The organism is Micromonospora sp. NPDC051300, from assembly GCF_044455315.1.
GTDB lineage: Bacteria > Actinomycetota > Actinomycetes > Mycobacteriales > Micromonosporaceae > Micromonospora > Micromonospora robiginosa.
In genome coordinates this window covers 52,507-73,200 of sequence record NZ_JBITEP010000018.1, presented here as the reverse complement: position 1 = coordinate 73,200, position 20,694 = coordinate 52,507, and the positions used below count along the sequence as shown (strand labels likewise).

21 protein-coding genes are annotated in these 20,694 nt (G+C 72.6%); 9 read left to right on the top strand and 12 right to left on the bottom strand.

Annotation, left to right across the window (positions count from 1 at the left end; genetic code table 11):
* Positions 1 to 1,290, top strand: a complete 1,290-nt coding sequence (gene gabT / locus ACIA5A_RS20320) for a 4-aminobutyrate--2-oxoglutarate transaminase (RefSeq protein WP_396764385.1) — start codon at positions 1 to 3, stop codon at positions 1,288 to 1,290.
* Positions 1,291 to 1,349: 59 nt separating this feature from the next.
* Here gabT and ACIA5A_RS20315 read toward each other — a convergent pair whose 3' ends face one another.
* On the bottom strand, positions 1,350 to 2,009 hold the full coding sequence (locus ACIA5A_RS20315) for a hypothetical protein (RefSeq protein WP_396764383.1): 660 nt from the start codon (positions 2,007 to 2,009) through the stop codon (positions 1,350 to 1,352).
* Between the two features lie 160 nt (positions 2,010 to 2,169).
* Here ACIA5A_RS20315 and ACIA5A_RS20310 point away from each other — a divergent pair, with 160 nt between their 5' ends.
* The 4 genes from ACIA5A_RS20310 to ACIA5A_RS20295 all read left to right on the top strand — a co-directional run bounded on the left by ACIA5A_RS20310 (position 2,170) and on the right by ACIA5A_RS20295 (position 5,891).
* On the top strand, positions 2,170 to 3,456 hold the full coding sequence (locus tag ACIA5A_RS20310) for a transcriptional regulator (RefSeq protein WP_396764380.1): 1,287 nt from the start codon (positions 2,170 to 2,172) through the stop codon (positions 3,454 to 3,456).
* 38 nt (positions 3,457 to 3,494) lie between these two features.
* Positions 3,495 to 5,000, top strand: coding sequence for an aldehyde dehydrogenase (gene adh / locus ACIA5A_RS20305; protein ID WP_396764377.1), 1,506 nt, complete (start codon positions 3,495 to 3,497; stop codon positions 4,998 to 5,000).
* Positions 5,000 to 5,347 carry a DUF779 domain-containing protein gene (locus ACIA5A_RS20300; protein WP_396764374.1) on the top strand — a complete coding sequence of 116 codons (348 nt, stop codon included), beginning with the start codon at positions 5,000 to 5,002 and terminating at the stop codon, positions 5,345 to 5,347. The genes adh and ACIA5A_RS20300 overlap by 1 nt, the downstream gene beginning before the upstream one ends.
* 100 nt (positions 5,348 to 5,447) lie before the next feature.
* Positions 5,448 to 5,891: a hypothetical protein gene (locus ACIA5A_RS20295; protein ID WP_396764371.1), complete on the top strand. Its 444-nt coding sequence runs from the start codon at positions 5,448 to 5,450 to the stop codon at positions 5,889 to 5,891.
* Between the two features lie 127 nt (positions 5,892 to 6,018).
* Here ACIA5A_RS20295 and ACIA5A_RS20290 read toward each other — a convergent pair whose 3' ends face one another.
* The 8 genes from ACIA5A_RS20290 to ACIA5A_RS20255 all read right to left on the bottom strand — a co-directional run bounded on the left by ACIA5A_RS20290 (position 6,019) and on the right by ACIA5A_RS20255 (position 14,846).
* Entirely contained in the window at positions 6,019 to 6,867 is an 849-nt protein-coding gene (locus ACIA5A_RS20290) for a hypothetical protein (RefSeq protein WP_396764368.1), read from the bottom strand.
* Between the two features lie 209 nt (positions 6,868 to 7,076).
* Entirely contained in the window at positions 7,077 to 8,090 is a 1,014-nt protein-coding gene (gene speB / locus ACIA5A_RS20285; RefSeq protein WP_396764365.1) for an agmatinase, read from the bottom strand.
* Entirely contained in the window at positions 8,087 to 9,289 is a 1,203-nt protein-coding gene (locus ACIA5A_RS20280) for a saccharopine dehydrogenase family protein (protein ID WP_396764362.1), read from the bottom strand. Before ACIA5A_RS20280 ends, speB begins: the two co-directional genes overlap by 4 nt.
* The gene (locus ACIA5A_RS20275) at positions 9,289 to 10,710 is read right to left on the bottom strand and encodes an NAD(P)/FAD-dependent oxidoreductase (RefSeq protein ID WP_396764359.1); all 1,422 of its coding nucleotides are present in this window, start codon (positions 10,708 to 10,710) and stop codon (positions 9,289 to 9,291) included. The genes ACIA5A_RS20280 and ACIA5A_RS20275 overlap by 1 nt, the downstream gene beginning before the upstream one ends.
* On the bottom strand, positions 10,707 to 11,537 hold the full coding sequence (locus tag ACIA5A_RS20270; RefSeq protein ID WP_396764356.1) for an ABC transporter permease: 831 nt from the start codon (positions 11,535 to 11,537) through the stop codon (positions 10,707 to 10,709). The genes ACIA5A_RS20275 and ACIA5A_RS20270 overlap by 4 nt, the downstream gene beginning before the upstream one ends.
* Positions 11,534 to 12,448 carry an ABC transporter permease gene (locus tag ACIA5A_RS20265; RefSeq protein ID WP_396764353.1) on the bottom strand — a complete coding sequence of 305 codons (915 nt, stop codon included), beginning with the start codon at positions 12,446 to 12,448 and terminating at the stop codon, positions 11,534 to 11,536. The genes ACIA5A_RS20270 and ACIA5A_RS20265 overlap by 4 nt, the downstream gene beginning before the upstream one ends.
* Positions 12,445 to 13,656, bottom strand: a complete 1,212-nt coding sequence (locus tag ACIA5A_RS20260) for an ABC transporter ATP-binding protein (RefSeq protein WP_396764350.1) — start codon at positions 13,654 to 13,656, stop codon at positions 12,445 to 12,447. The genes ACIA5A_RS20265 and ACIA5A_RS20260 overlap by 4 nt, the downstream gene beginning before the upstream one ends.
* A gap of 5 nt (positions 13,657 to 13,661) precedes the next feature.
* Positions 13,662 to 14,846 (bottom strand): extracellular solute-binding protein, encoded by a 1,185-nt coding sequence (locus ACIA5A_RS20255; protein WP_396764347.1) that lies wholly within the window; start codon positions 14,844 to 14,846, stop codon positions 13,662 to 13,664.
* A gap of 206 nt (positions 14,847 to 15,052) precedes the next feature.
* Here ACIA5A_RS20255 and ACIA5A_RS20250 point away from each other — a divergent pair, with 206 nt between their 5' ends.
* Positions 15,053 to 15,565, top strand: coding sequence for an Lrp/AsnC family transcriptional regulator (locus tag ACIA5A_RS20250; protein WP_396764344.1), 513 nt, complete (start codon positions 15,053 to 15,055; stop codon positions 15,563 to 15,565).
* Here ACIA5A_RS20250 and ACIA5A_RS20245 read toward each other — a convergent pair.
* Both ACIA5A_RS20245 and ACIA5A_RS20240 read right to left on the bottom strand, forming a co-directional pair.
* Positions 15,544 to 15,741 (bottom strand): DUF397 domain-containing protein, encoded by a 198-nt coding sequence (locus tag ACIA5A_RS20245; RefSeq protein ID WP_396764342.1) that lies wholly within the window; start codon positions 15,739 to 15,741, stop codon positions 15,544 to 15,546. The genes ACIA5A_RS20250 and ACIA5A_RS20245 overlap by 22 nt on opposite strands.
* On the bottom strand, positions 15,732 to 16,475 hold the full coding sequence (locus tag ACIA5A_RS20240; RefSeq protein WP_396764564.1) for a DUF5753 domain-containing protein: 744 nt from the start codon (positions 16,473 to 16,475) through the stop codon (positions 15,732 to 15,734). The genes ACIA5A_RS20245 and ACIA5A_RS20240 overlap by 10 nt, the downstream gene beginning before the upstream one ends.
* Before the next feature lie 461 nt (positions 16,476 to 16,936).
* Between ACIA5A_RS20240 and ACIA5A_RS20235 the strand changes: the two genes are divergently transcribed.
* Positions 16,937 to 18,283 (top strand): aspartate aminotransferase family protein, encoded by a 1,347-nt coding sequence (locus ACIA5A_RS20235; protein WP_396764339.1) that lies wholly within the window; start codon positions 16,937 to 16,939, stop codon positions 18,281 to 18,283.
* Positions 18,284 to 18,286: 3 nt separating this feature from the next.
* Positions 18,287 to 19,663, top strand: coding sequence for an NAD(P)/FAD-dependent oxidoreductase (locus ACIA5A_RS20230; protein ID WP_396764336.1), 1,377 nt, complete (start codon positions 18,287 to 18,289; stop codon positions 19,661 to 19,663).
* Between the two features lie 7 nt (positions 19,664 to 19,670).
* On the opposite strand, the gene ACIA5A_RS20225 is transcribed toward ACIA5A_RS20230, so the two are convergent.
* Positions 19,671 to 20,048: a DUF3499 domain-containing protein gene (locus ACIA5A_RS20225; protein WP_343443388.1), complete on the bottom strand. Its 378-nt coding sequence runs from the start codon at positions 20,046 to 20,048 to the stop codon at positions 19,671 to 19,673.
* A 146-nt stretch (positions 20,049 to 20,194) separates the two neighbouring features.
* Here ACIA5A_RS20225 and ACIA5A_RS20220 point away from each other — a divergent pair, with 146 nt between their 5' ends.
* A complete protein-coding gene (locus tag ACIA5A_RS20220) occupies positions 20,195 to 20,644 on the top strand; it encodes a metallopeptidase family protein (protein ID WP_018787548.1) in 450 nt (149 codons plus the stop codon).
* Positions 20,645 to 20,694 lie beyond the last annotated feature (50 nt).

Here is a 20,694-nt window from a genome sequence, read left to right as displayed (position 1 = left end):
ATGGCCACGAGCGAGGAGTTGCACAAGCGCCGGGTCGAGGCGGTGGCGCGGGGCGTGGGCAGCACCATTCCCGCGTACGTCGACCGGGCGAGCGGCGGGACGCTCACCGACGTGGACGGCCGGGAGTGGATCGACTTCGCCGCCGGCATCGCGGTCACCAACGTGGGCAACTCCGCCCCGAAGGTGGTGGAGGCGGTCCGCGCCCAGGTCGAGCGGTTCACCCACACCTGCTTCATGGTCGCGCCCTACGAGTCGTACGTGGCGGTCTGCGAGCAGCTCAACGCGGTGACGGATGGTGACTTCGAGAAGCGGTCGGCGTTGTTCAACTCCGGCGCCGAGGCGGTGGAGAACGCGATCAAGATCGCCCGGCACGCCACCGGCCGGCCCGCGGTGGTGGTGTTCGACCACGCCTACCACGGCCGGACCAACCTGACCATGGCGCTGACCGCGAAGAACATGCCGTACAAGCACCGGTTCGGTCCGTTCGCCGGGGAGATCTACCGGGTGCCGATGTCCTACCCGCTGCGCGACGGTGGGCTGGACGGGGCGACGGCGGCGGCCCGGTCGATCGAGATGATCGAGAAGCAGGTGGGCGCGGAGAACGTGGCCGCGCTGCTGATCGAGCCGATCCAGGGCGAGGGCGGCTTCGTCGTACCCGCCGAGGGGTTCCTGCCGGCGCTGCGGGAGTGGGCGACGGCGGCCGGGGCGGTGTTCGTCGCCGACGAGATCCAGACGGGTTTCTGCCGCACCGGCGACTGGTTCGCCTGCGGCCACGAGGGCGTCGAGCCGGACCTGGTCACGCTGGCCAAGGGGATGGCCGGCGGGCTGCCGCTGGCGGCGGTGACCGGGCGCGCCGAGCTGATGGACGCGGTGCACGTGGGCGGCCTCGGCGGCACGTACGGCGGCAACCCGATCGCCTGCGCCGCCGCGCTCGCGGCGATGGCCACCATGCACGAGCTGGACCTGCCGGCCGCCGCGCGGCGGATCGGCGCGGTGATGGGCGACCGCCTGCGCGCGATCGCCGCCCGCGACCCGCGGATCGCCGAGGTACGCGGCCGGGGCGCGATGCTCGCCGTGGAGATCGTGCGGCCGGGCGGGATCGTCCCCGATCCGGTGGCGACGGCGGCGCTCTCGGCGGCCTGCCACGCGGCCGGGCTGCTCACCCTGACCTGCGGCACCTACGGCAACGTGCTGCGCTTCCTGCCCCCGCTGGTGATCTCCGACGCCGAGCTGGGCAGGGGCCTGGACATCCTCGACGCCGCCTTCGGCCGCCCACCGGCCGGCTCCTGATCGTGGAACACCACGGGCGTGGATCCCCCCAGGTTTCGCCCGTGGTGTTCCACCCCTGCTCAGCGCAGCAGTTGCACCACGTTGCGGCGGACGACGTTCTTGCCCGGTTCGCGGATGGCGTCCATGGCCGCGACGTTGAGCAGCACGCAACTGCCCGACGGCCCCACCACTGTCACCGTGGTCGCCCGGTTGTTGTCCAGGTTGGTCACCCGCAGTCGGGTGCCGACCGGGAACTGTCCGCTGGTGGCGGCCGGCGCCCCGCCCTCGGCGGAGAACGTGATGGACCCGGTGCAGACGCTGCCGCCGATCGGCTGGGCGTTGCCGGGCCGGGTCTCCACCGGCTGCGCCCCGCCGGGGGCCGGGGCGGCGCCGTCGAGGCGTTCCACCACGTTGCGGCGGACGACGTTCTTGCCCGGCTCCCGGACCAGGTCCATGGCGGCGGCGTTGAGCAGCACACAACTGCCCGACGGCCCCACCACGGTCACCGTCGTCGCCCGGTTGTTGTCCAGGTTGGTCACCCGCAGCCGGGTGCCCGCCGGGAACCTGTCGCTCGTCGCCGCCGGCGCCCCGCCCTCGGCCGAGAAGGTCACCGACCCGGCGCAGACCGACTTCCCGGCCGGCGCGGTCTCGGCGAAACCCATCCCGGTGCCCACCGAGACCACCGCGGCGGCGGCCACCGCCACGGTCGCCGCCAGCACGTGCTTACGCTGCACCCTCACGTTCACTCCCGTCGTCGGTGTCCGTCGACGCGTGATACGGATGCCAGCCCTCGGCCGTTCACCCCTCGGCGTCCGGTGTTAAAAGGGGGCCCTTCCTCTACCGAATGCGTTAAGCGGGGGCCCCTCCTTTCCCCCTACCATGGGGTGAGGAGGTCGGTTGGTGACTGACCCGTGGCTCGCTTTGGAGTTCGGCGCGGATCCGGCGGAGCGGATCGCGCAGGTCGGCGCCGCCCACGAGGCGTTCCTCACCGCCGGCACCGCCACCGGCCGGGTCCGCGACGTGGTCCGCCGGTCCTGGGAACGCTCGGCGCGACTCGATCCGGAGGCCACCGCGCCCGTCGACCTCACCGACGACGCGCTGGACAGCTACCGTGCCGCGCATCCGCTGGCCCGGGTGCTGCCGCTCTTCCGCGACCTGCTCGGCGGCATCGCCCAGGACGGCGCGCACCTGATGGCGGTCTGCGACGCCGGCGGGCGACTGCTCTGGGTGGAGGGCCACCCGGGTGTGCTGCGGCACGCCGAGCGGATGAACTTCGTGCCCGGCGCGCGCTGGGACGAGGCGCACGCCGGCACCAACGCGCCGGGCACCGCGCTGGCCGTCGACCACAGCGTGCAGATCTTCGCCACCGAACACTTCGTCCGGCCGGTGCAGCGCTGGACCTGCGCCGCCGCGCCGATCCACGACCCGGTCACCGGCCTGCTGCTCGGCGCCGTCGACATCACCGGCGGCGACCACCTGGCCAGCCCGCAGAGTCTCGCCCTGGTCCGGGCCACCGCCCGGGCCGCCGAGACGTTCCTGGCCGCCGCCGCACCCACCGCCGCGTCGACCGGGCCGCACGTGGCCGCGCTCGGCCGGGACGAGGCGGAGCTGCGCGTCGGCGGCCGGCGCGTCCGGCTGGGCCGGCGGCACAGCGAACTGCTGGTGCTGCTCCTGCACCACCCGGAGGGGCGCACCGGGGAACAGCTCGGCCTCGACCTCTACGGCGACGACCGGCTGCACCCGGTCACGCTGCGCGCCGAGATGTCCCGGCTGCGCCGGGCGCTCGGCGGGGAGCTGCTCGACTCCCGCCCCTACCGGCTGCGCGGGCCGGTGCGCGCCGACTTCCTCGACGTCACCGAGCTGCTGGAGCGCGGCGACCCGGCGGCGGCGCTGCGCGCGTACCCGGGGTCCCTGCTGCCCGCCTCCGACGCGCCGGGAGTGGCGCGGCTGCGCCGCCTGGTCGACGGCCAGGTCCGCGCGGCGGTGCTGGCCGGCGCGGACCCGGGGCTGCTCGCGGCCTGGACCGCGACGCCCGCCGGCGCCGACGACCTCACCGCCTGGGAGGCGCTGGCCCGGGCGTTGCCGCCGGGCGCGCCCCGCCGGCCGCTCGCCGTCGCCCGGGCCCGCCAGCTCGCCGAGGAGTACGCGCTGCCGCGCGCAACGTTGCTGCAACGTCGCGGAAACTAGCGTCTCCCGCCATCCCCTCACGGACGGCGGAGGTACCCATGACGCGCTACGACGCCCCCACCCACTGGCAGTCCCGCTACGACCACTTCATCGGCGGCGAGTACGTGACGCCGCACGGTGGGAAGTACTTCGAGAACCCGACCCCGGTGACCGGGCAGACCTTCTGCGAGGTGGCCCGCGGCACCGCCGAGGACGTCGAGAAGGCGCTCGACGCGGCACACGGCGCGGCCGACGCGTGGGGTCGCACCTCGGTCGCCGAGCGGGCCCGCGTCCTCAACAGGATCGCGGACCGGATGGAGGAGAATCTGGAGTCGCTGGCGATCGCCGAGACGTGGGAGAACGGCAAGCCGGTACGCGAGACGCTTGCCGCCGACATCCCGCTGGCGATCGACCACTTCCGCTACTTCGCCGGCGCGATCCGGGCCCAGGAGGGCTCGCTCGGCGAGATCGACGACGACACCGTGGCCTACCACTTCCACGAGCCGCTGGGCGTGGTCGGGCAGATCATCCCGTGGAACTTCCCGATCCTGATGGCGGTCTGGAAGCTCGCCCCGGCGCTCGCCGCCGGCAACGCGGTGGTGCTGAAGCCGGCCGAGCAGACGCCCGCCTCGATCCACTACCTGCTCTCGCTTGTCGGCGACCTGCTGCCGCCGGGCGTGGTGAACGTGGTCAACGGCTTCGGCGTGGAGGCCGGCAAGCCGCTGGCGTCCTCGCCCCGGGTGGCGAAGGTGGCGTTCACCGGCGAGACCACCACCGGGCGGCTGATCATGCAGTACGCCAGCGAGAACATCAAACCGGTGACGCTGGAGCTGGGTGGCAAGAGCCCGAACCTGTTCTTCGACGACGTCAGCGCCGCCTCCGACGACTTCCTGGACAAGGCGCTGGAGGGCTTCACCATGTTCGCGCTCAACCAGGGCGAGGTCTGCACCTGCCCGTCCCGGGCGCTGATCCAGCAGGGCCACTACGCCGACTTCCTGGCCGCCGCCGTGGAGCGGACCGGTCAGGTGCGCCAGGGGCACCCGCTGGACACCGAGACGATGATCGGCGCGCAGGCGTCGAACGACCAACTGGAGAAGATCCTCTCCTACCTGGACATCGGGCGGCAGGAGGGCGCGAAGGTGCTCACCGGCGGCGAGCGGGCCGACCTGGGCGGCGAGCTGTCGGGCGGCTACTACGTGCAGCCGACCATCTTCGAGGGCGACAACTCGATGCGGGTCTTCCAGGAGGAGATCTTCGGGCCGGTGGTGTCGGTGACGTCCTTCGCCGACCTGGACGACGCCGTGAAGATCGCCAACGACACGCTCTACGGGCTCGGCGCGGGCGTGTGGACCCGGGACATGAACACCGCGTACCGGGCCGGGCGGGCGATCCAGGCCGGGCGGGTCTGGACGAACTGCTACCACGCCTATCCGGCGCACGCCGCGTTCGGTGGTTACAAGCAGTCCGGCATCGGCCGGGAGAACCACAAGATGATGCTGGAGCACTACCAGCAGACCAAGAACTTGCTGGTCAGCTACTCCCCGCAGAAGCTGGGTTTCTTCTGATGGGCGACCCGGTGACCCTGACCCCCGCGGCGGCCGGCCTGATCCGGTCGCTGCGGGGGCAGCACGGGCCGCTGATGTTCCACCAGTCCGGCGGCTGCTGCGACGGCAGCGCCCCGATGTGCTACCCGGCCGGCGAGTTCCGCACCGGCGGCTCGGACGTGCTGCTCGCCGCGCTGGCGGTGGACGGCGTGCCCGAGCCGGTGGAGTTCTGGATGTCGAAGGCGCAGTGGGACCTGTGGAAGCACACCAGGCTCACCGTCGACGTGGTGCCCGGCCGGGGCAGCGGCTTCTCGCTGGAGGCCCCGGAGGGTGTCCGCTTCCTCATCCGCTCCCGGCTCGCCGACTGACCTGTCCAAGATCTTGCAGCTCGGAGCGGTCGCGGTGGTGGGATGCTGACGCCGTCCACATCGGATTGTCACCCCACCACCGCCCGACAGGAGCCCGCGCATGCACCGACCACCCCTGCTCGCCGCCGGCCTCGCCACGGCCGCCACCGTCGCCACGCTGGGGCTGGCGCCGAGCCCCGCCGTCGCCGCACCGTCCACCACGCCGACCATCTCGGTCGACTGGCTCGGCGTCGCCGACGTCCGGGCCCGCACCGCCACGGTCCACGGCCGGTTCGACTGCGGCGACGAGCGCGGCCTGGCCTACGTCGAGGTGCACCTCGGGCAGCGGGTACGACGCGCGTCGGTCACCGGCTTCGGCTTCGGCGTGATCGGCGCGTGCACCGACGAGCGCACCGCAGGCACCTGGACCGCGACGATTCCCGCCGACACCCGCGCCTTCCGCCCCGGCCGGGCGACGACCACCGCCCGCCTGGTCGTCGAACCCAACTCCCTCACCGAGACCACCGAACCGGTCCGCCTGCGCCCCTCCTGCCCCCGCCCCTGATCCCCTCCCGCGATCTTGCAGTTTGTGCCCGAGAAAAGTCCCGATGAGGTGCTTTTGCCGGGGCAGAAACTGCAAGATCGCCGAGCAGGGTGGGGTGGGGTGGGGGTGGGGGTGGGGGTGGGGGTGGTTAGCGGGTTAGGGCGGCGCGGAGGGTGGTGAGGATGTGGGCCGGGCGGCGGTAGAGGTCGCGGTCGGTGAAGTACCGCATCCGCCATCCGTTCGCGTCCAACCAGTTGATCCGGTCCCGGTCGTGACGGAAGCGGTCCCGGTCGAGGTGGGACAGCCCGTCGTACTCCACCCCCACCCGCCGTTCGCGGTAGCCGAGATCGGTGCGGAAGCGCGGAAGGCCGTACCGGTCATGGATCCACATCTGCGGCTCCGGAGCGGGCAGTCCGCCGTCGAGCAGCAACAACCTGAGCTGGCTCTCCTGCCGGCACTCGGACCGGCCGTCGGCTCGCGGCACGAGGTCACGTGCCTGTCGCACGCCGCGCAGGGCCCGGTGCAGCGGCAACTCCGCCAGGAGGTCGTCGACCGTCACGGTTTCCGAGCGGAGCGCGGCGTCGAGCACCGGCAGGGCGTCCATCCGCCGGGAGCGTCGGGCCAGGTCGATCGCGCACTGCGCGGCGGGCACGCAGGGCAGGCCGTCGACGGTCACCGGCCGGACGGGCAGCACGGAATGGTGGACGACCAGACCGGGTAGCCGCGGTTTGGCGACGTGCGGCGGCACCTGCACGTGCACCGCGACCTCCCGGAGCACGCCGAACCCGTGGCGCCGCGCGGCGGACTGCATGGCCAGCATCGCGCCGGCGGGCAGGCACAGCAGGAGCGCCCGCAGTTCGTCCTCGTCGTCGCAGCGCGTCGGCGCGTAGACACCACGCCGGACCCGGATCAACTCCTCCCGCTCGACCTGCGTTCGTACCCGCTTGACGGTGAGCGCCCGGATCAGTTCCCGGGTGCGCCACAACTCGGCAGACATGCGCCCACCATCCCGCCCCGCACGCTCCCGCCTCGTCCCCCACCGCTCCCCGCTGTGGACAACCCGCCCTTGTGCACAACCCCCACCCCCGACCCCTCGCGTGCTAGTCCCCTCCCACCCCTCGCGCGATCTTGCAGTTGGTGCCCTCGTTGTGTCCCGAAGCGACCGGAATGCCGGGGCACAAACTGCAAGATCAACGGGGCGGGGGGTCAGCGGTCGTCGAGGAGGGGCTGGGTGGGGTCCCAGGGGGTTCCGGAGGCGGCGTCGCGGCGGCGGCGGGCGATCGCGGACAACGCCTCAAGGACCACGCGGTTGCCCAGGTAGGCGGTGATGTCGGCGTGGTCGTACGGCGGGGCGACCTCGACCACGTCCAGGCCCACCACGGGCAGTTCGTAGCAGACCCGGCGGACCGCGTCGAGCAGTTGCCGGGAGGTGAAGCCGCCGGGCTCGGGGGTGCCGGTGCCGGGGGCCATGCCGGGGTCGACCACGTCCACGTCGACGGAGAGGAAGACGCCCTCGCACTCGTCGGTGGCGATGCCGAACGCCTCGGTCAGGCAGGTGTCCAGCCCGCGCGCCACGATCTCGGTCATCTCGTACGAGCGCATCCGCTGCTCGGCCATCCACGCAAGCGTGTCCGGGCCGGGCCAGTAGCCGCGCAGGCCGATCTGGAGGAAGCGGTCGCCGCGTACCGCGCCGGACTCGATCAGTCGGCGCATCGGCTGGCCGTGCCCGTGCAGCGAGCCGAACTCGACGTCACCGGTGTCGGCGTGCGCGTCGAAGTGCACCAGCGACACCCGGCCGAGCCCGTGGTGCCGGGCCACCCCGGTGGCGTCCGGCAGCGCGATGGAGTGGTCGCCGCCGAGCACCACCGGGATCGCCCCGGCGGCGGCGACCGCGTGCACGGCGGTCTCCAGGGCGGCCAGCGAACGCTCGATGTCGCCGCCGAACATCTCCACGTCCCCGGCGTCGTAGACGCACAGGTCCGTGAGCGCGTCCACGCGCAGCGCCAGGGACGGGCGGGAGCCGTCGTGCGGCAGGTAGCACGCCTGCCGGATGGCGGACGGCCCGAACCGGGTGCCGGGCCGGTGCGACGTGCCGCCGTCGAACGGCGCGCCGATGACCACGACGTCGGCGTCGGCGTAGGTGACCGGCTCCTCGACGGTGCACGGCGGCACGCCGAGGAACGTGACGTCGGGACCGTACATCGGGCCGTACCGGGTCATCGCTCCTCCATCCCCCAGGGGGAACCGTAGCCGGTGAGCAGGTCCAGGAAGGGCTTCGGCGGGAACGCCTCGGGTCCGAGCACGCCGGTGCCGGACCACGCGCCGCCGGCCAGCAGTTCCAGCGCGACGACCGGGTTGACCGCGGTCTGCCACACCACCGCCTGGTGGCCGTACTCGGCCATCGACCACTCGTTGTCGACCACGTGGTAGAGGTAGACGCGGCGGGGCCGGCCGTCCGGCCCGGTGCCGGTGACCCACGTGCCGGCGCAGGTCTTGCCGCTCATCCGGTCGCCGAGCGTGGCGGGGTCGGGCAGCGCGGCGGCCACCAGGTCACGCGGCGACACGTCGACGCCGCGCACCCGCACCGGGTCGGTCGAGTCCAGGCCGAGCTTGTGCAGCGTGCGCAGCACCTCGATGAACTCGGCGCCGAGGCCGTACTTGAACGTGACCCGTTTCGCCGGCACCCAGCGCGGGATCAGCAGCACCTCCTCGTGCTCCACGTTGACGCACTCGACCGGCCCGATGCCGGCCGGGAAGTCGAACACCTCCGGCTCGCTGAACGGCTCGGTGGTGAACCAGCCGCGGTCGGCCTCCCAGATCACCGGCGGGTTGAGGCACTCCTCGATGGTGGTCCAGATGGAGAAGGAGGGGGCGAACTCGTGGCCGGCGACGGTGAGGTTCGCGCCGTCGCGTACCCCGATCTCGTCGATCTCGGCGAACAGCTCGTCGGCGGCGTAGCGGGCGAACACGTCGGAGAGGCCCGGTTCGACGCCGATGCCGCAGAGCGCGAGGCGGCCGGCGTCGGCCCACCGGTCGGCGACGGCGAACTGCCCGTCGCCGAGCTTGACGCCGGGCTCGGCGTAGGGACGGTCGGGGTGCGGACGGGACAGCGACATGGCCATGTCGAGATAGTCGGTGCCGGCGGCGAACGCCCCGTCGAAGATCGGCATGACGAAGCGCGGGTCGACGGCGTTGAGCACGTGGGTGATCCGGTGTTCCCGGCAGAGCGCGGCGACCGCGTCGGCGTCGGACGCGTCGACGGTGGCGGCGACGAACCGGTCGCCGTGGCCGGCGACCGCCCGGGCGGCGCGCGCCGGGTCGTGGTCGGCGACCACCATGGTCTCGAAGAAGGTACGGCGGGCGGCGATGGATACGGCGGCGGAGCCGACGCCACCGGCGCCGACGAGCAGGATACGCATCAGGAGTCGAACCCCAGTCCAGAGCGGTCGAGAGTACGGAGCCAGAGGTTGCGCCGCCCGCCCCGCGCGTCGGCGCGGGCGAGCGACCAGCGGGTGAGGTTGATGCCGGCGGCCCGGAACGGCTCCGGCGGGAACGGCAGTGGCTTGCGGCGCACCAGGTCGAGCCGGGTCAGCGGGGTGTCCGCGCCGGCGAGCAGGTCGAGCGTCACGCGCGCGGCGAACCGGGTCGCCCCGACGCCGAGCCCGGTGTAGCCGGCCGCGTACGCCAGCCGGCCGGAGTGGGCGGTGCCGAAGAACGCGCAGAACCGGGTGCAGGTGTCGATCACCCCGCCCCAGCGGTGGCTGAACCGCAGCCCCTCCAGTTGCGGGAACGTGGTGAAGAAGTGCGCGGCCAGGGTGCGGAACGTGGCCTCCCGTTGCTCCAGCGCCGGGGCCACCCGGTTGCCGTAGTGGTAGACCGCGTCGTAGCCGCCGAACAGGATCCGCCCGTCGGCGGTGAGCCGGTAGTAGTGGAACTGGTTGCCGGTGTCCGCCAGCCCCTGCCCGTTGCGCCAGCCGATCGCGTCCCGCTGCGCGGCGGACAGCGGCTCGGTCGTCAGCGCGTAGTCGTAGACCGGCACGGTCCACGCGCGCAGCCGGCGCAGCAGCGGCGGGAACGCGTTGGTGGCGAGCGCCACCCGGTCGGCCCGCACCACGCCGGGCGCGGCGTCCGCGCCGCCGGCCGTGGTGGCGCGCAGCGCGGCGCCGTCGGCGGCCAGCCCGGTGACCCGGGTGTGCTCGTGGATCCGCACGCCCAGGCCGAGGGCGGCCCGGCGCAGCCCCCAGGCGAGCTTCGCCGGGTCGAGCAGCGCCGTCCGGTCGACGTCCCACAGCCCACCGAGGTACGTCGGCGAGGCCACCTCGGCGCGTACCTCGTCGCGGTCGAGCAGGCGCACGTCGCGGCCGTACCGGCGGCCCAGCTCGGCGTCGGCGGCGAGCCCGTCGAGCTGGTACGGCTCGACCGCCACCGCCAGTTCCCCGGTGCGCGCGAGGTCGCAGTCGATGCCGTACGTCGCGACGGTGGCGGCGATGGCGTCCAGGTTCTCCCGGCCGAGCCGTTCCAGCTCGCCGATCTCGTCGGGGAACCGCTCCACGCCGTTGGCCAGCCCGTGGGTGAGCGAGGCGGCGCAGAACCCGCCGTTGCGGCCGGACGCCGCCCAGCCGCAGGTGCCGGCGTCGACCAGGAGCACGTCGCGGTCCGGGTCGGCCTCCTTGGCCAGCAGCGCGGTCCACAGCCCGGCGTAGCCGCCACCGACCACCAGCAGGTCGGCGGCGTGGGTGCCGGTCAGCGGCGGCAGCGGGTCGGGGCGTTCCGGGCGGTCCAGCCAGTACGGGACGGGCGCCGCGTCGGCCAGCGCCCGGCCGGTATGCGGAAGCGTCATGGCTTCCCCGCCGGGGTGGCGATCACCGCGAGGGCGGCCCGTCGGGTCCGCCGGCCGCGCAGCGAGCTGGCCCCGACCAGCAGCAGCGCGATGACGAACATGGCCGTGCCGATGACGTTGACCTGCGGCGGGATGCCCCGCTGGGCGGCGCCCCAGACGTACATCGGGAACGTGACGGTGGTGCCGGCGTTGAAGTTGGTGATGATGAAGTCGTCGAAGCTGAGCGAGAACGCGAGCAGCGCGGCGGCCACGATGCCTGGCAGCACCAGCGGCAGCGTGATCCGGCGGAACGTCTGCCACTCGCTGGCGTAGAGGTCCATCGCGGCCTCCTCCAGCCGCCGGTCCATGCCGGCGAGCCGGGCCTTGACGGTGACCACCACGAACGACACGCAGAACATCACGTGCGCGATGACGATGGTCCAGAAGCCCTGCGGCACCCCGGCGGCGACGAAGAGGGCGAGCAGCGAGGTGCCCATCACCAGTTCCGGGGTGGCCATCGGCAGGAAGATCAGGCCGTTGATCCCGGACCGGCCACGGAAGCCGTGCCGGACCAGCGCGAACGCCATCAGCGTGCCGAGCACGGTGGAGACGACGGTGGCGATCAGGCCGATCTCCATGCTGCGCACCACCGCGTCGCACATGTCGGCGGTGGCGCAGGGCCGGGCCCAGTTGTCCAGCGTGAACTCGTTGAAGTCGTAGGAGAGCCGGCTGGTCGGCCGGTTGAAGGAGAGCCCGGCGACCACCAGGATCGGTAGCGTGAGATAGCCGAGGACGAGCAGGGCCACGCCCATCACCCACCGGTCGGCGAGCCAGCGTCGTGCGCTCACAGCACCTCCTCCGTGCCGGCCTTCCGCAGGTAGACGAAGACGATCGCCAGGATCGCGGCCATCAGCAGGAACGACAGCGCCGCGCCCTGCGGATAGTCGAGGCGGACCAGGAACGCCGAGTCGATGACGTTGCCGATCATGTATTCGCTCGGCGTGCCGAGCAGTTCGGCGTTGATGTAGTCACCGGTGGCCGGGATGAAGAACAGCAGCGTGCCGGCGATCAGCCCGGGCATCGACAGCGGCAGGGTGACCTTGCCGAACGCGCGCAGCGGGCTCGCGTAGAGGTCGCTCGCCGCCTCCAGCAACCGGGGGTCGAGCCGCTCCAGGCTCGCGTACAGCGGCAGCACCAGGAACGGCAGGAAGTTGTACGTCAGGCCGAGCACCACCGCGACCGGAGTGGCCAGCAGCCGGCCGTCCGGGCCGAGCAGGTGCACGTCGCGCAGCAGCCCGACCAGCGCGCCGTTGTCCGACAGGATGGTCTTCCAGGCCAGCGTGCGCACCAGGAAGCTGGTGAACATCGGCGCGACCACGGCCACCAGCAGCAGGTTCTTCCACCGGCCGGCCTTCTGCGCGATCGCGTACGCCAGCGGGTAGCCCATCAGCAGCGCCAGCACGAGCGCGAGCGCCGAGTAGAGGAAGGACCTGACGAACTGTGGCCAGTACGCCTGCAACGCGTCCGGGTAGTTGCCGACCGCCCAGGTCATCGCGTACCCGGTGGAGAGCGAGCCGGACGGGTCGTAGAGGCTCGCCGCGGCGAGTTGGAGCAGCGGCAGCGCGAAGAAGACCAGCAGCCAGGCCGCGCCCGGCAGCAGCAGCAGATACGGCAGGAGACGGTGGCGCCGCCTCCGGTCGGACGCGGGCGCGGCAGGCGTGGTGGGTGACGCCCCGCCGAGGTGGGCGAGCGCCGTCATGTCGCGGCTTCCAGACGCTGCGACGCGCCGACACCACCGTCCGCCGGGCCGCCGTCCGCCGGGCCACCGCGGGTGGCACCGGGCCGGGTGGGGCTGCCGTCGGCGTCGGCGGAGTCGTCGCGCGCCAGGACGAAGGAGTGCCGCGGATGCCAGTGCGCGGTGACCTCGGCGCCGGGGACCAGGCGGGCGTCCGGCTCGCTGTTGGCGGTGAACACCGACATCTCCTGCCCCCAGGCGGTGCGGAGCAGGAACTCGGTGCTCACGCCGGCGTAGCAGATGTCGGTCAGCACGCCGCTCATCGCGTTGCGCCCGTCCGGCACCGCGGTGCGGTCGGCGACCAGGTGCAGCTTCTCCGGCCGGACGCCGAGCCAGACCGCGCCGTCGCGGGACCGGGCCCGGTCGATCGGCGCGGCGAACCGGTTGCCGTGCCCGGTGACCAGCAGGTCGTCCGCGTCCCGGCCGTTGACCTCGGCCGCGATGAGGTTGGACTGGCCGAGGAAGTTCGCCACGAACGGGCTGGCCGGGTACTCGTAGATGTCGGCGGGCGCGCCGAGCTGCTCGATCCGTCCGGCGTTCATCACCGCGACCGTGTCCGCCATCCACATCGCCTCTTCCTGGTCGTGCGTGACGTGCAGGAAGGTGATGCCGACCTCGGCCTGGATCCGCTTCAGCTCGATCTGCATCTGCCGGCGCAGTTTCAGGTCGAGCGCCCCGAGCGGCTCGTCGAGCAGCAGCATCTGCGGGTGGTTGATGAGCGCCCGGGCCAGTGCCACGCGCTGCTGCTGGCCGCCGGAGAGTTGGGCCGGTCGGCGCCGGCCGTACCCTTCGAGCTGGACCAGCGCGAGCATCCGCTCGACCTGCTCGGCCACCTTGCGGATGCCGCGCCGGCGCAGCCCGAAGGCCACGTTCTCGTGGATGTCGAGGTGCGGGAAGAGCGCGTAGCTCTGGAACACGGTGTTGACCGGCCGCTTGTACGGCCGCAGCCCGGTGATGTCCCGGTCGCCGAGCAGCACCCGACCACTCGTCGGTTCCTCCAGCCCGGCGATCATCCGCAGCGTGGTGGTCTTGCCGCAGCCGGACGCGCCCAGCAGGGCGAAGAACGTGCCCTGGGCGACGGTGAGGCTGAGGTCGTCCACGGCGGTGAAGACGCCGAACCGCTTGGTGACGTCGACCAGTCGCAGATCGCCTGCCGGTGCTTCCTGCGCCATCTGCCTCACGCCCCGATGACCTGCTGGAACTTGGTCTCGTACTCCTTCTCGCGCTGCTCGTCCAGCGCCATGAAGACCTTCGACTTCGCCAGGATCGCGTCATCCGGGAAGATCAGCGGATTCTTGGCCAGATCCGGGTCGATCTTTTCCATCTCGGCCTGCGCGCCCTGCACCGGGCAGATGTAGTTGACGAACGCGGCGAGCTTCGCCGCCACCGCCGGGTCGTAGTAGTGGTTCATCAGCGCCTCGGCGTTGGCCCGGTGGGTGGCCTTGTTCGGCACGAGCATGTTGTCCGACCAGAGCATGACGCCGGACTCGGGCACCACGAACTTGATCTTCTCGTCCTCGAAGCCGAGCTGGATCACGTCGCCGGACCAGCCGATGCACGCGGCGATGTCGCCCTTGGCCAGGTCGGGTGCGTAGTCGTTGCCGGTGAAGCGGCGGATCTGCTTGCTGTCCACCGCCTTCTTGAGCTTGTTCAACGCGTCGTCGAACTGGGCCGGGGTGAAGTTCGCCGGGTCGTGACCGCCGGCCTGGAGCAGCAGGCCCATGGTGTCCCGCATCTCCGACAGCGCGGTCACCTTGCCCTTGAGGTCGGGGCGGGTGAGCAGCTCGTCGACGGTGCGGATCTCCTTGGTCACCTTGGCGTTGTAGGCCAGCCCGGCGAGGCCGGACTGCCAGGGGACGGCGAGCTGGGTGTCCTTGTCGAAGGAGCGGCCGCGCAGCGACGGCAGCAGGTTGGCCTCGACGTTGGGGATCTTCGCCTTGTCCAGCTTCTGGACCCAGCCGAGCCGGATCATCCGGGCGGCCATCCAGTCGGTGAGCACCATGATGTCGCGGCCGGTGCTCTGACAGCCCGCGAGCTGGTTCTGCACCTTGCCGAAGAACTCGTTGTTGTCGTTGACGTCCTCGGTGTAGGTCACCTGGATGCCGGAGGCGGCGACGAACGCGTCGAGGGTGGGGCGCTTGGCCGCGTCCTTCTCGTCGGTGTCCATGTACTGCGGCCAGTTCGAGAACGCCAGCTTCTTCTCGGTGCCGGACAGGTCCTCGCTCTTGCATCCGGCCTCGGTCTGCTGGGCGCCCTTGGTGCCGCAGCCGGCGAGCGTGCCCGCGGTGGCGAGCAGCGCGGCCGAACCGAGGGTCCCGGAGAGCAGACCACGCCGGGTGAGCGTCCGGAGGGGACTACGCATGTGACGACTCCTTGGGGGGCATCGTCGGCGGCGGAACGGGGGTGGCTCGCCGGCGGGAGGGTCGGTGGCGATGGGGCACTGATCCTGACATGAGAAACCCTCCCTCACAAGGGATTCCGTTGCGGGAATAGCTATGGGCCACGAAATACGCCAGACTGCGCCCGGGCACTACGCTCGGCACGGAGAATCGGACATGGGGAGCGGCGATGGTCAACCGGCAACCGGAGAACGGCAACGGCAACCGGCGGGTGACCGTGCGTGAAGGTGCCAATCACGCTCTGCTCGACGGCGTGGCCAAGCAGATCATCGAGCAGCTCCAGGAGGACGGCCGGCGCCCGTACGCGAGCATCGGCAAGGCGGTCGGCCTGTCCGAGGCGGCGGTCCGGCAGCGGGTGCAGCGCCTGCTCGACGCCGGGGTGATGCAGATCGTCGCGGTGACCGACCCGCTCCAGCTCGGCTTCCCCCGCCAGGCCATGATCGGGCTGCGCACCGACGGCGACCTGGAGCCGGTGGCCGACCGGCTGGCCGAGTTCGAGGAGATCGACTACGTGGTGATCACCGCCGGCTCGTTCGACCTGCTGGCCGAGGTGGTCTGCCGCAACGACGCGCACCTGCTGGAGATCCTGCAGAAGTTGCGCGGCGTGCCCGGGGTGCTCTCCACCGAGGCGTTCGTCTACCTGAAGCTGCGCAAGCAGACCTACAGCTGGGGCACCGCCTGAGCGTGGTCGACAAAGGCCCGCCAGGCGGTCGGGGTGAAGCTGAGCGTGCCGCCGGCGCGGTCCTTGCTGTCGCGCACCAGCACCCGGCCGGGCAGGTTGTCGGCCACCTCGACGCAGTCGCCGCCGTTGTTGCTGCTGCGACTCGCGGTGCGCCAGCGGGCGCCGGTCATCTCCATGCCTCCGCCACTCCCCTGATCAGCTCGATCGAGCGCCGCCGGGGCAGCGCCTCACCGGTCACGCTCTCCCACCTTCGCCCCAGGCTAGCGACATCGATCGGATCGGTCACGATCTGACCGCGGAGCTGATTGTCGAGATACGCCAATTCCGTCCCGTCGGGCAGCCGGCCCAGCACGAACGGGCCGGCGAGGCCGGTGTGCCACGGACCGTCGGCCGGGATCACCCGGACCTGGACGTGCTCCCACTCCGCGACCGCCGCGAGATGCCGGAGCTGCCCGGCCATCACCGATCCGTCGCCGACCGGCCGGCGCAGCACCACCTCGTCAATCACCGCGACGAGTTGCGGCGGGTCGTCCCGATCGAGGACGCGCTGACGCGCGATCCGGCTCGCCACTATCTCGTCCACCTCGACGGGGGCGAGCAGCGCGCCCGTGCCCAGCACCGCGCGTGCGTACCCCTCGGTCTGGAGCAGGCCCGGCACGAGCAGCGGCTGGTAGGAGCGGATCGAGACGGCGTCCTGCTCCAGCTCGGCCCACGGCCGGAACCACGGCAGGTCGCGGCGGCGGAACGGCTCCGGCCACAGCTCGGCGGCCGCGCGGCCCAGCACCTCGGCGACCGCGACCCGGGTGTGCGGATGCGGGATGCGGCCGGCCGTCAGCCAGCGCGCCGCCGTCTTCGGATCGACCTGGACCTTCGCGGCGAGCGACTCGGCCGTCTCGCCTCGCTCCGCCATCGCCACCCGCAGCACCTCGTTCGCCACCGGAACCTCCCGTCCTGTCGCTCGACGCGCAGCGCCGCACGATAGCCACGCTGCGTGTTGGCGTCTGCGGTCCACCGGCGTGTTGCGGTGGGCCGTGTTGGCGGACGTCCCGAACGTCCGCCAACGGCATGCGCGGCGTGAGGGCTGCCGGCGCCTAGGAACTTGATGACATGGATGGCTCGCCGCCGTGATCCGTCCACGTCATCAAGTTTCTAGGCGCGTCACCCCACCATCCGTCGCTTCCCGTGGGTCCGATCACACGCCGAGCCGAACCCACCGCAGGGACCGCGAAATCCGTCGCTGATGCAAACAGGTGTCGCTGAATTCGTCGCGTGAGCACTCACTCACTTGCCATCTCGGCATCGGCTGTGGGATAACCATGGGCAGAGCGGCCGGTGTCACCCCGGACCGGCCCGCGACCCGATGGGGCTGACATGGCCAACGCCACCGACCACCTCTGGATGCACTTCACCCGGATGGCCAGCTACTCCGCCGGCGAGGTCCCGACAATCGTGCGCGGCGAGGGCGCGTACATCTGGGACGCGCAGGGCCGCCGCTACCTCGACGGGCTCGCCGGCCTCTTCGTGGTCAACGCCGGCCACGGCCGGACCGAGCTGGCCGAGGCCGCCGCGAAGCAGGCCGGCGAGCTGGCCTACTTCCCGCTCTGGTCCTACGCCCACCCGACCGCCGTGGAGCTGGCCGAGCGGATCGCCGCCCTCACCCCGGGCGACCTGAACCGGGTCTTCTTCACCACCGGCGGCTCGGAGGCCGTCGAGGCGGCGTGGAAGCTGGCCCGGGCCTTCTTCAAGCGCACCGGCCAGCCCAACAAGCACAAGGTGGTCAGCCGCTACATCGCCTACCACGGCACCTCGATGGGGGCGCTGTCGATCACCGGGCTGCCCGGCATCAAGAGCGACTTCGAGCCGCTGGTGCCCGGCGGCATCAAGGTGCCGAACACCAACTTCTACCGGGCCCCGGAGCACGGCGACGACCCGGAGGCGTTCGGCCGGTGGGCCGCCGACGAGATCGGCCGGGCGATCGAACGGGAGGGGCCGGACACGGTCGCGGCGGTGTTCCTGGAGCCGGTGCAGAACTCCGGCGGCTGCTTCCCGCCGCCGCCCGGCTACTTCGCCCGGGTCCGCGAGATCTGCGACGCGTACGACGTGCTGCTGGTCAGCGACGAGGTGATCTGCTCCTGGGGCCGGCTCGGCGAATACTTCGGCGCCACCCGCTACGGCTACCAGCCGGACATCATCACCACCGCCAAGGGCATCACCTCCGGCTACGCCCCACTCGGCGCGATGATCGCCAGTGAGCGCCTGATGGAGCCGTTCCTCACCGAGACCGGCATGTTCGCGCACGGCGTGACGTTCGGCGGGCACCCGGTCTCCTGCGCGGTGGCGCTGGCCAACCTGGAGGTCTTCGCGCGGGAGGACCTGGTCGGACACGTCCGGGCCAACGAGGACGCGTTCCGGTCCACCCTGGAGAAGCTGACCGACCTGCCGATCGTCGGCGACGTCCGGGGCGACGGCTACTTCTACGGCATCGAGCTGGTCAAGGACAAGGCGACCCGGGAGACGTTCGACGAGGCGGAGTCCGAGCGGCTGCTGCGCGGTTTCCTCTCCACCGCGCTCTTCGCCGCCGGGCTCTACTGCCGGGCCGACGACCGGGGCGACCCGGTGGTGCAGCTCGCCCCGCCGCTGATCGCCGAGCAGCAGCAGTTCGACGAGATCGAGCAGATCCTGCGGGTCGTGCTCACCGAGGCGTGGTCCCGGCTGTAGGCCGTGCGCTACCGGGACCTGTCCTACTGGCTGTCCGACCTGGACGAGCCGCTGACCCCACGGGCCGGGTTGCCCGGCGACACGGACGCCGACGTGGCGATCGTGGGCGCCGGGTACACCGGGCTGTGGACGGCCTACTACCTGGCCGAGGCCGACCCGACGTTGCGGGTCGTCGTGCTGGAGCGCGAGATCGCCGGGTACGGCGCGTCCGGCCGCAACGGCGGCTGGTGCTCGGCGCTGTTCCCCACCTCGCTGCCGGCGCTGGCCCGCCGGCACGGGCGGGACCGGGCGCTCGCCATGCAGCGGGCCATGCACGCCACCGTCGGCGAGGTCGGCCGGGTGGTCGCGGCGGAGGGCGTCGACTGCGACTGGGCGGCGGGCGGGACGGTGCTGCTCGCCCGCTCGCGGGCGCAACTCGACCGGGCCCGGTCCGCCGTGGCCGAGGCCCGCGCCTACGGGCTGACCGACGACGACCTGGTGCTGCTGGACGCCGCCGAGGCCGGCGCGCGCTGCGCCGCCGACGGGGTACGCGGCGGCACGTACACCCCGCACTGCGCGGCCGTGCACCCGGCGAAGCTGGTCCGCGGTCTGGCCCGGGCGGTGGAGCGCCGGGGGGTACGCGTCTTCGAACGTACCCCGGTGACCGAGATGCGGCCGGGCGCGGCGGTGACCCCGGCGGGCGTGGTCCGGGCTCCGGTGGTGGTCCGCGCGACCGAGGGCTTCACGCCGGCGCTCCCCGGGCACCGGCGGACGGTGGCGCCGGTCTACTCGCTGATGGTGGCCACCCCGCCGCTGCCGGCGGAGACCTGGGCCCGGATCGGGCTGGCCCGGCGGGAGACGTTCGCCGACCACCGGCACGTGATCGTCTACGGCCAGCGCACCGCCGACGACCGGCTCGCGTTCGGCGGGCGGGGCGCGCCCTACCACTACGGCTCCCGGGTGCGGCCCGGCTTCGACCGGGAGCCCCGGGTGTTCGGGGCGTTGCGACGGGCGCTCGGCGAACTGTTCCCGGTGCTCGGACCGGAGCCGCCGGTCACGCACGCCTGGGGCGGTCCGCTCGGCGTGGCCCGGGACTGGGCCGCCTCCGTCGGGCTGGACCGGGGCACCGGGTCGGCCTGGGCCGGCGGGTACGTCGGCGACGGCGTCGGCACCAGCAACCTGGCCGGCCGTACGCTCGCCGACCTGATCCGGGGCGTGGAGAGCGACCTGACCGCGCTGCCCTGGGTCGGGCACCGCTCCCCCCGCTGGGAACCGGAGCCGCTGCGCTGGCTCGCGATCAACGCCGGCCTGCGGGTGATGTCATCCGCCGACGCCCGTGAGCACCGCACTGACCGTCCGTCCCGCCGGGCGGCCCTCTTCACCCGCTTCCTGGGCCACTGACCGGCGGTCAGTGGTTGGGCGGGATCACCCGGAGGTGGCCCCGGCGGCCCTGCTGGTGCGGGGGCTGGGACTGCGGGCGGGACTGGGGGTCCTCGGGCGGGCGCGGCGGGGCCGGGCGGGCGGCCTCGCGGACCGCCTCGGCCAGCGCGACCAGGTCGTCCGTGGTGGGCGGCGGCGGCTCGAACTCGCCCTCGTGCCGCACCACGTCCCAGCCGCGCGGGGCGGTCAGGCTGCGGGCGTGCTGCTCACAGAGGTCGTAGGTGTGCGGTTCGGCGAACGCCGCGAGCGGGCCCACCACCGCCGTCGACTCGTTGTAGACATAGGTCAATGTGGCGACCGCTTGCCGGGGGCAGCCGTTACGGGAGCAGCGCCGTGGTGACCTCACGTGCGGCAGGGTATCCCCATTACCGGGTCCGGCGCACCGCTTCGCGTTACGACACGCCCGTCATGGTGATCACAATTCGCCCGGTCGGCGCGCCGGGTCGCCGCGCCACGGCGGCCGGGCCGGGCCACCGGGCTACCCTGTCCGTCATGACGAGCCCGCAGAACCGCCGCCCCGGCTCCGGCCGGCGCACCCACCGCGACCGGCACGGTCGGGGGCTGCGCGGGCGGCTGGTGCCGGCCACCGTGCCGCTGGCCCGGACCAAGGCCGAGGTCTTCGACGACCTGGTGCTCGACACCGTGGAGACGCTCGAACGCCGGTTCGCCAAGGAACTGGCCGGGGTGGAGTTCGCGGTCGAGGACGTCCCGCCGGACCTGAACGTCTACGACTCCGACGTGTTGGAGGACGGCGAGGTGCCGCTCGCCCGCCTCCTGCCCGGTCGCCCGGGCCGCCAGGAGGTGCCGCCGCGCATCGTGCTCTACCGGCGGCCGTTGGAGTTCCGCGCGATGGACCGGGAGGACCTGGCGGATCTCGTGCACGACGTGATCATCGAGCAGGTGGCGAACCTGCTCGGGGTCGACCCCGACGAGCTGGCCTGAGCGCGGCACGCCGCGCCCTACGGACCCGAGCGGCCCCCACCGCCCCGGCC

What these genes read in the sequence shown, in the direction of transcription:
- gabT (WP_396764385.1), top strand. Translation starts at nt 1, where the DNA reads ATGGCCACGAGCGAGGAGTTGCACAAGCGCCGGGTCGAGGCGGTGGCG.
- adh (WP_396764377.1), top strand. Translation starts at nt 3,495, where the DNA reads ATGACGCGCTACGACGCCCCCACCCACTGGCAGTCCCGCTACGACCAC.
- ACIA5A_RS20300 (WP_396764374.1), top strand. Translation starts at nt 5,000, where the DNA reads ATGGGCGACCCGGTGACCCTGACCCCCGCGGCGGCCGGCCTGATCCGG.
- ACIA5A_RS20295 (WP_396764371.1), top strand. Translation starts at nt 5,448, where the DNA reads ATGCACCGACCACCCCTGCTCGCCGCCGGCCTCGCCACGGCCGCCACC.
- ACIA5A_RS20290 (WP_396764368.1), bottom strand. Translation starts at nt 6,867, where the DNA reads ATGTCTGCCGAGTTGTGGCGCACCCGGGAACTGATCCGGGCGCTCACC.
- speB (WP_396764365.1), bottom strand. Translation starts at nt 8,090, where the DNA reads ATGACCCGGTACGGCCCGATGTACGGTCCCGACGTCACGTTCCTCGGC.
- ACIA5A_RS20280 (WP_396764362.1), bottom strand. Translation starts at nt 9,289, where the DNA reads ATGCGTATCCTGCTCGTCGGCGCCGGTGGCGTCGGCTCCGCCGCCGTA.
- ACIA5A_RS20275 (WP_396764359.1), bottom strand. Translation starts at nt 10,710, where the DNA reads ATGACGCTTCCGCATACCGGCCGGGCGCTGGCCGACGCGGCGCCCGTC.
- ACIA5A_RS20265 (WP_396764353.1), bottom strand. Translation starts at nt 12,448, where the DNA reads ATGACGGCGCTCGCCCACCTCGGCGGGGCGTCACCCACCACGCCTGCC.
- ACIA5A_RS20260 (WP_396764350.1), bottom strand. Translation starts at nt 13,656, where the DNA reads ATGGCGCAGGAAGCACCGGCAGGCGATCTGCGACTGGTCGACGTCACC.
- ACIA5A_RS20255 (WP_396764347.1), bottom strand. Translation starts at nt 14,846, where the DNA reads ATGCGTAGTCCCCTCCGGACGCTCACCCGGCGTGGTCTGCTCTCCGGG.
- ACIA5A_RS20250 (WP_396764344.1), top strand. Translation starts at nt 15,053, where the DNA reads ATGGTCAACCGGCAACCGGAGAACGGCAACGGCAACCGGCGGGTGACC.
- ACIA5A_RS20245 (WP_396764342.1), bottom strand. Translation starts at nt 15,741, where the DNA reads ATGGAGATGACCGGCGCCCGCTGGCGCACCGCGAGTCGCAGCAGCAAC.
- ACIA5A_RS20240 (WP_396764564.1), bottom strand. Translation starts at nt 16,475, where the DNA reads ATGGCGGAGCGAGGCGAGACGGCCGAGTCGCTCGCCGCGAAGGTCCAG.
- ACIA5A_RS20235 (WP_396764339.1), top strand. Translation starts at nt 16,937, where the DNA reads ATGGCCAACGCCACCGACCACCTCTGGATGCACTTCACCCGGATGGCC.
- ACIA5A_RS20220 (WP_018787548.1), top strand. Translation starts at nt 20,195, where the DNA reads ATGACGAGCCCGCAGAACCGCCGCCCCGGCTCCGGCCGGCGCACCCAC.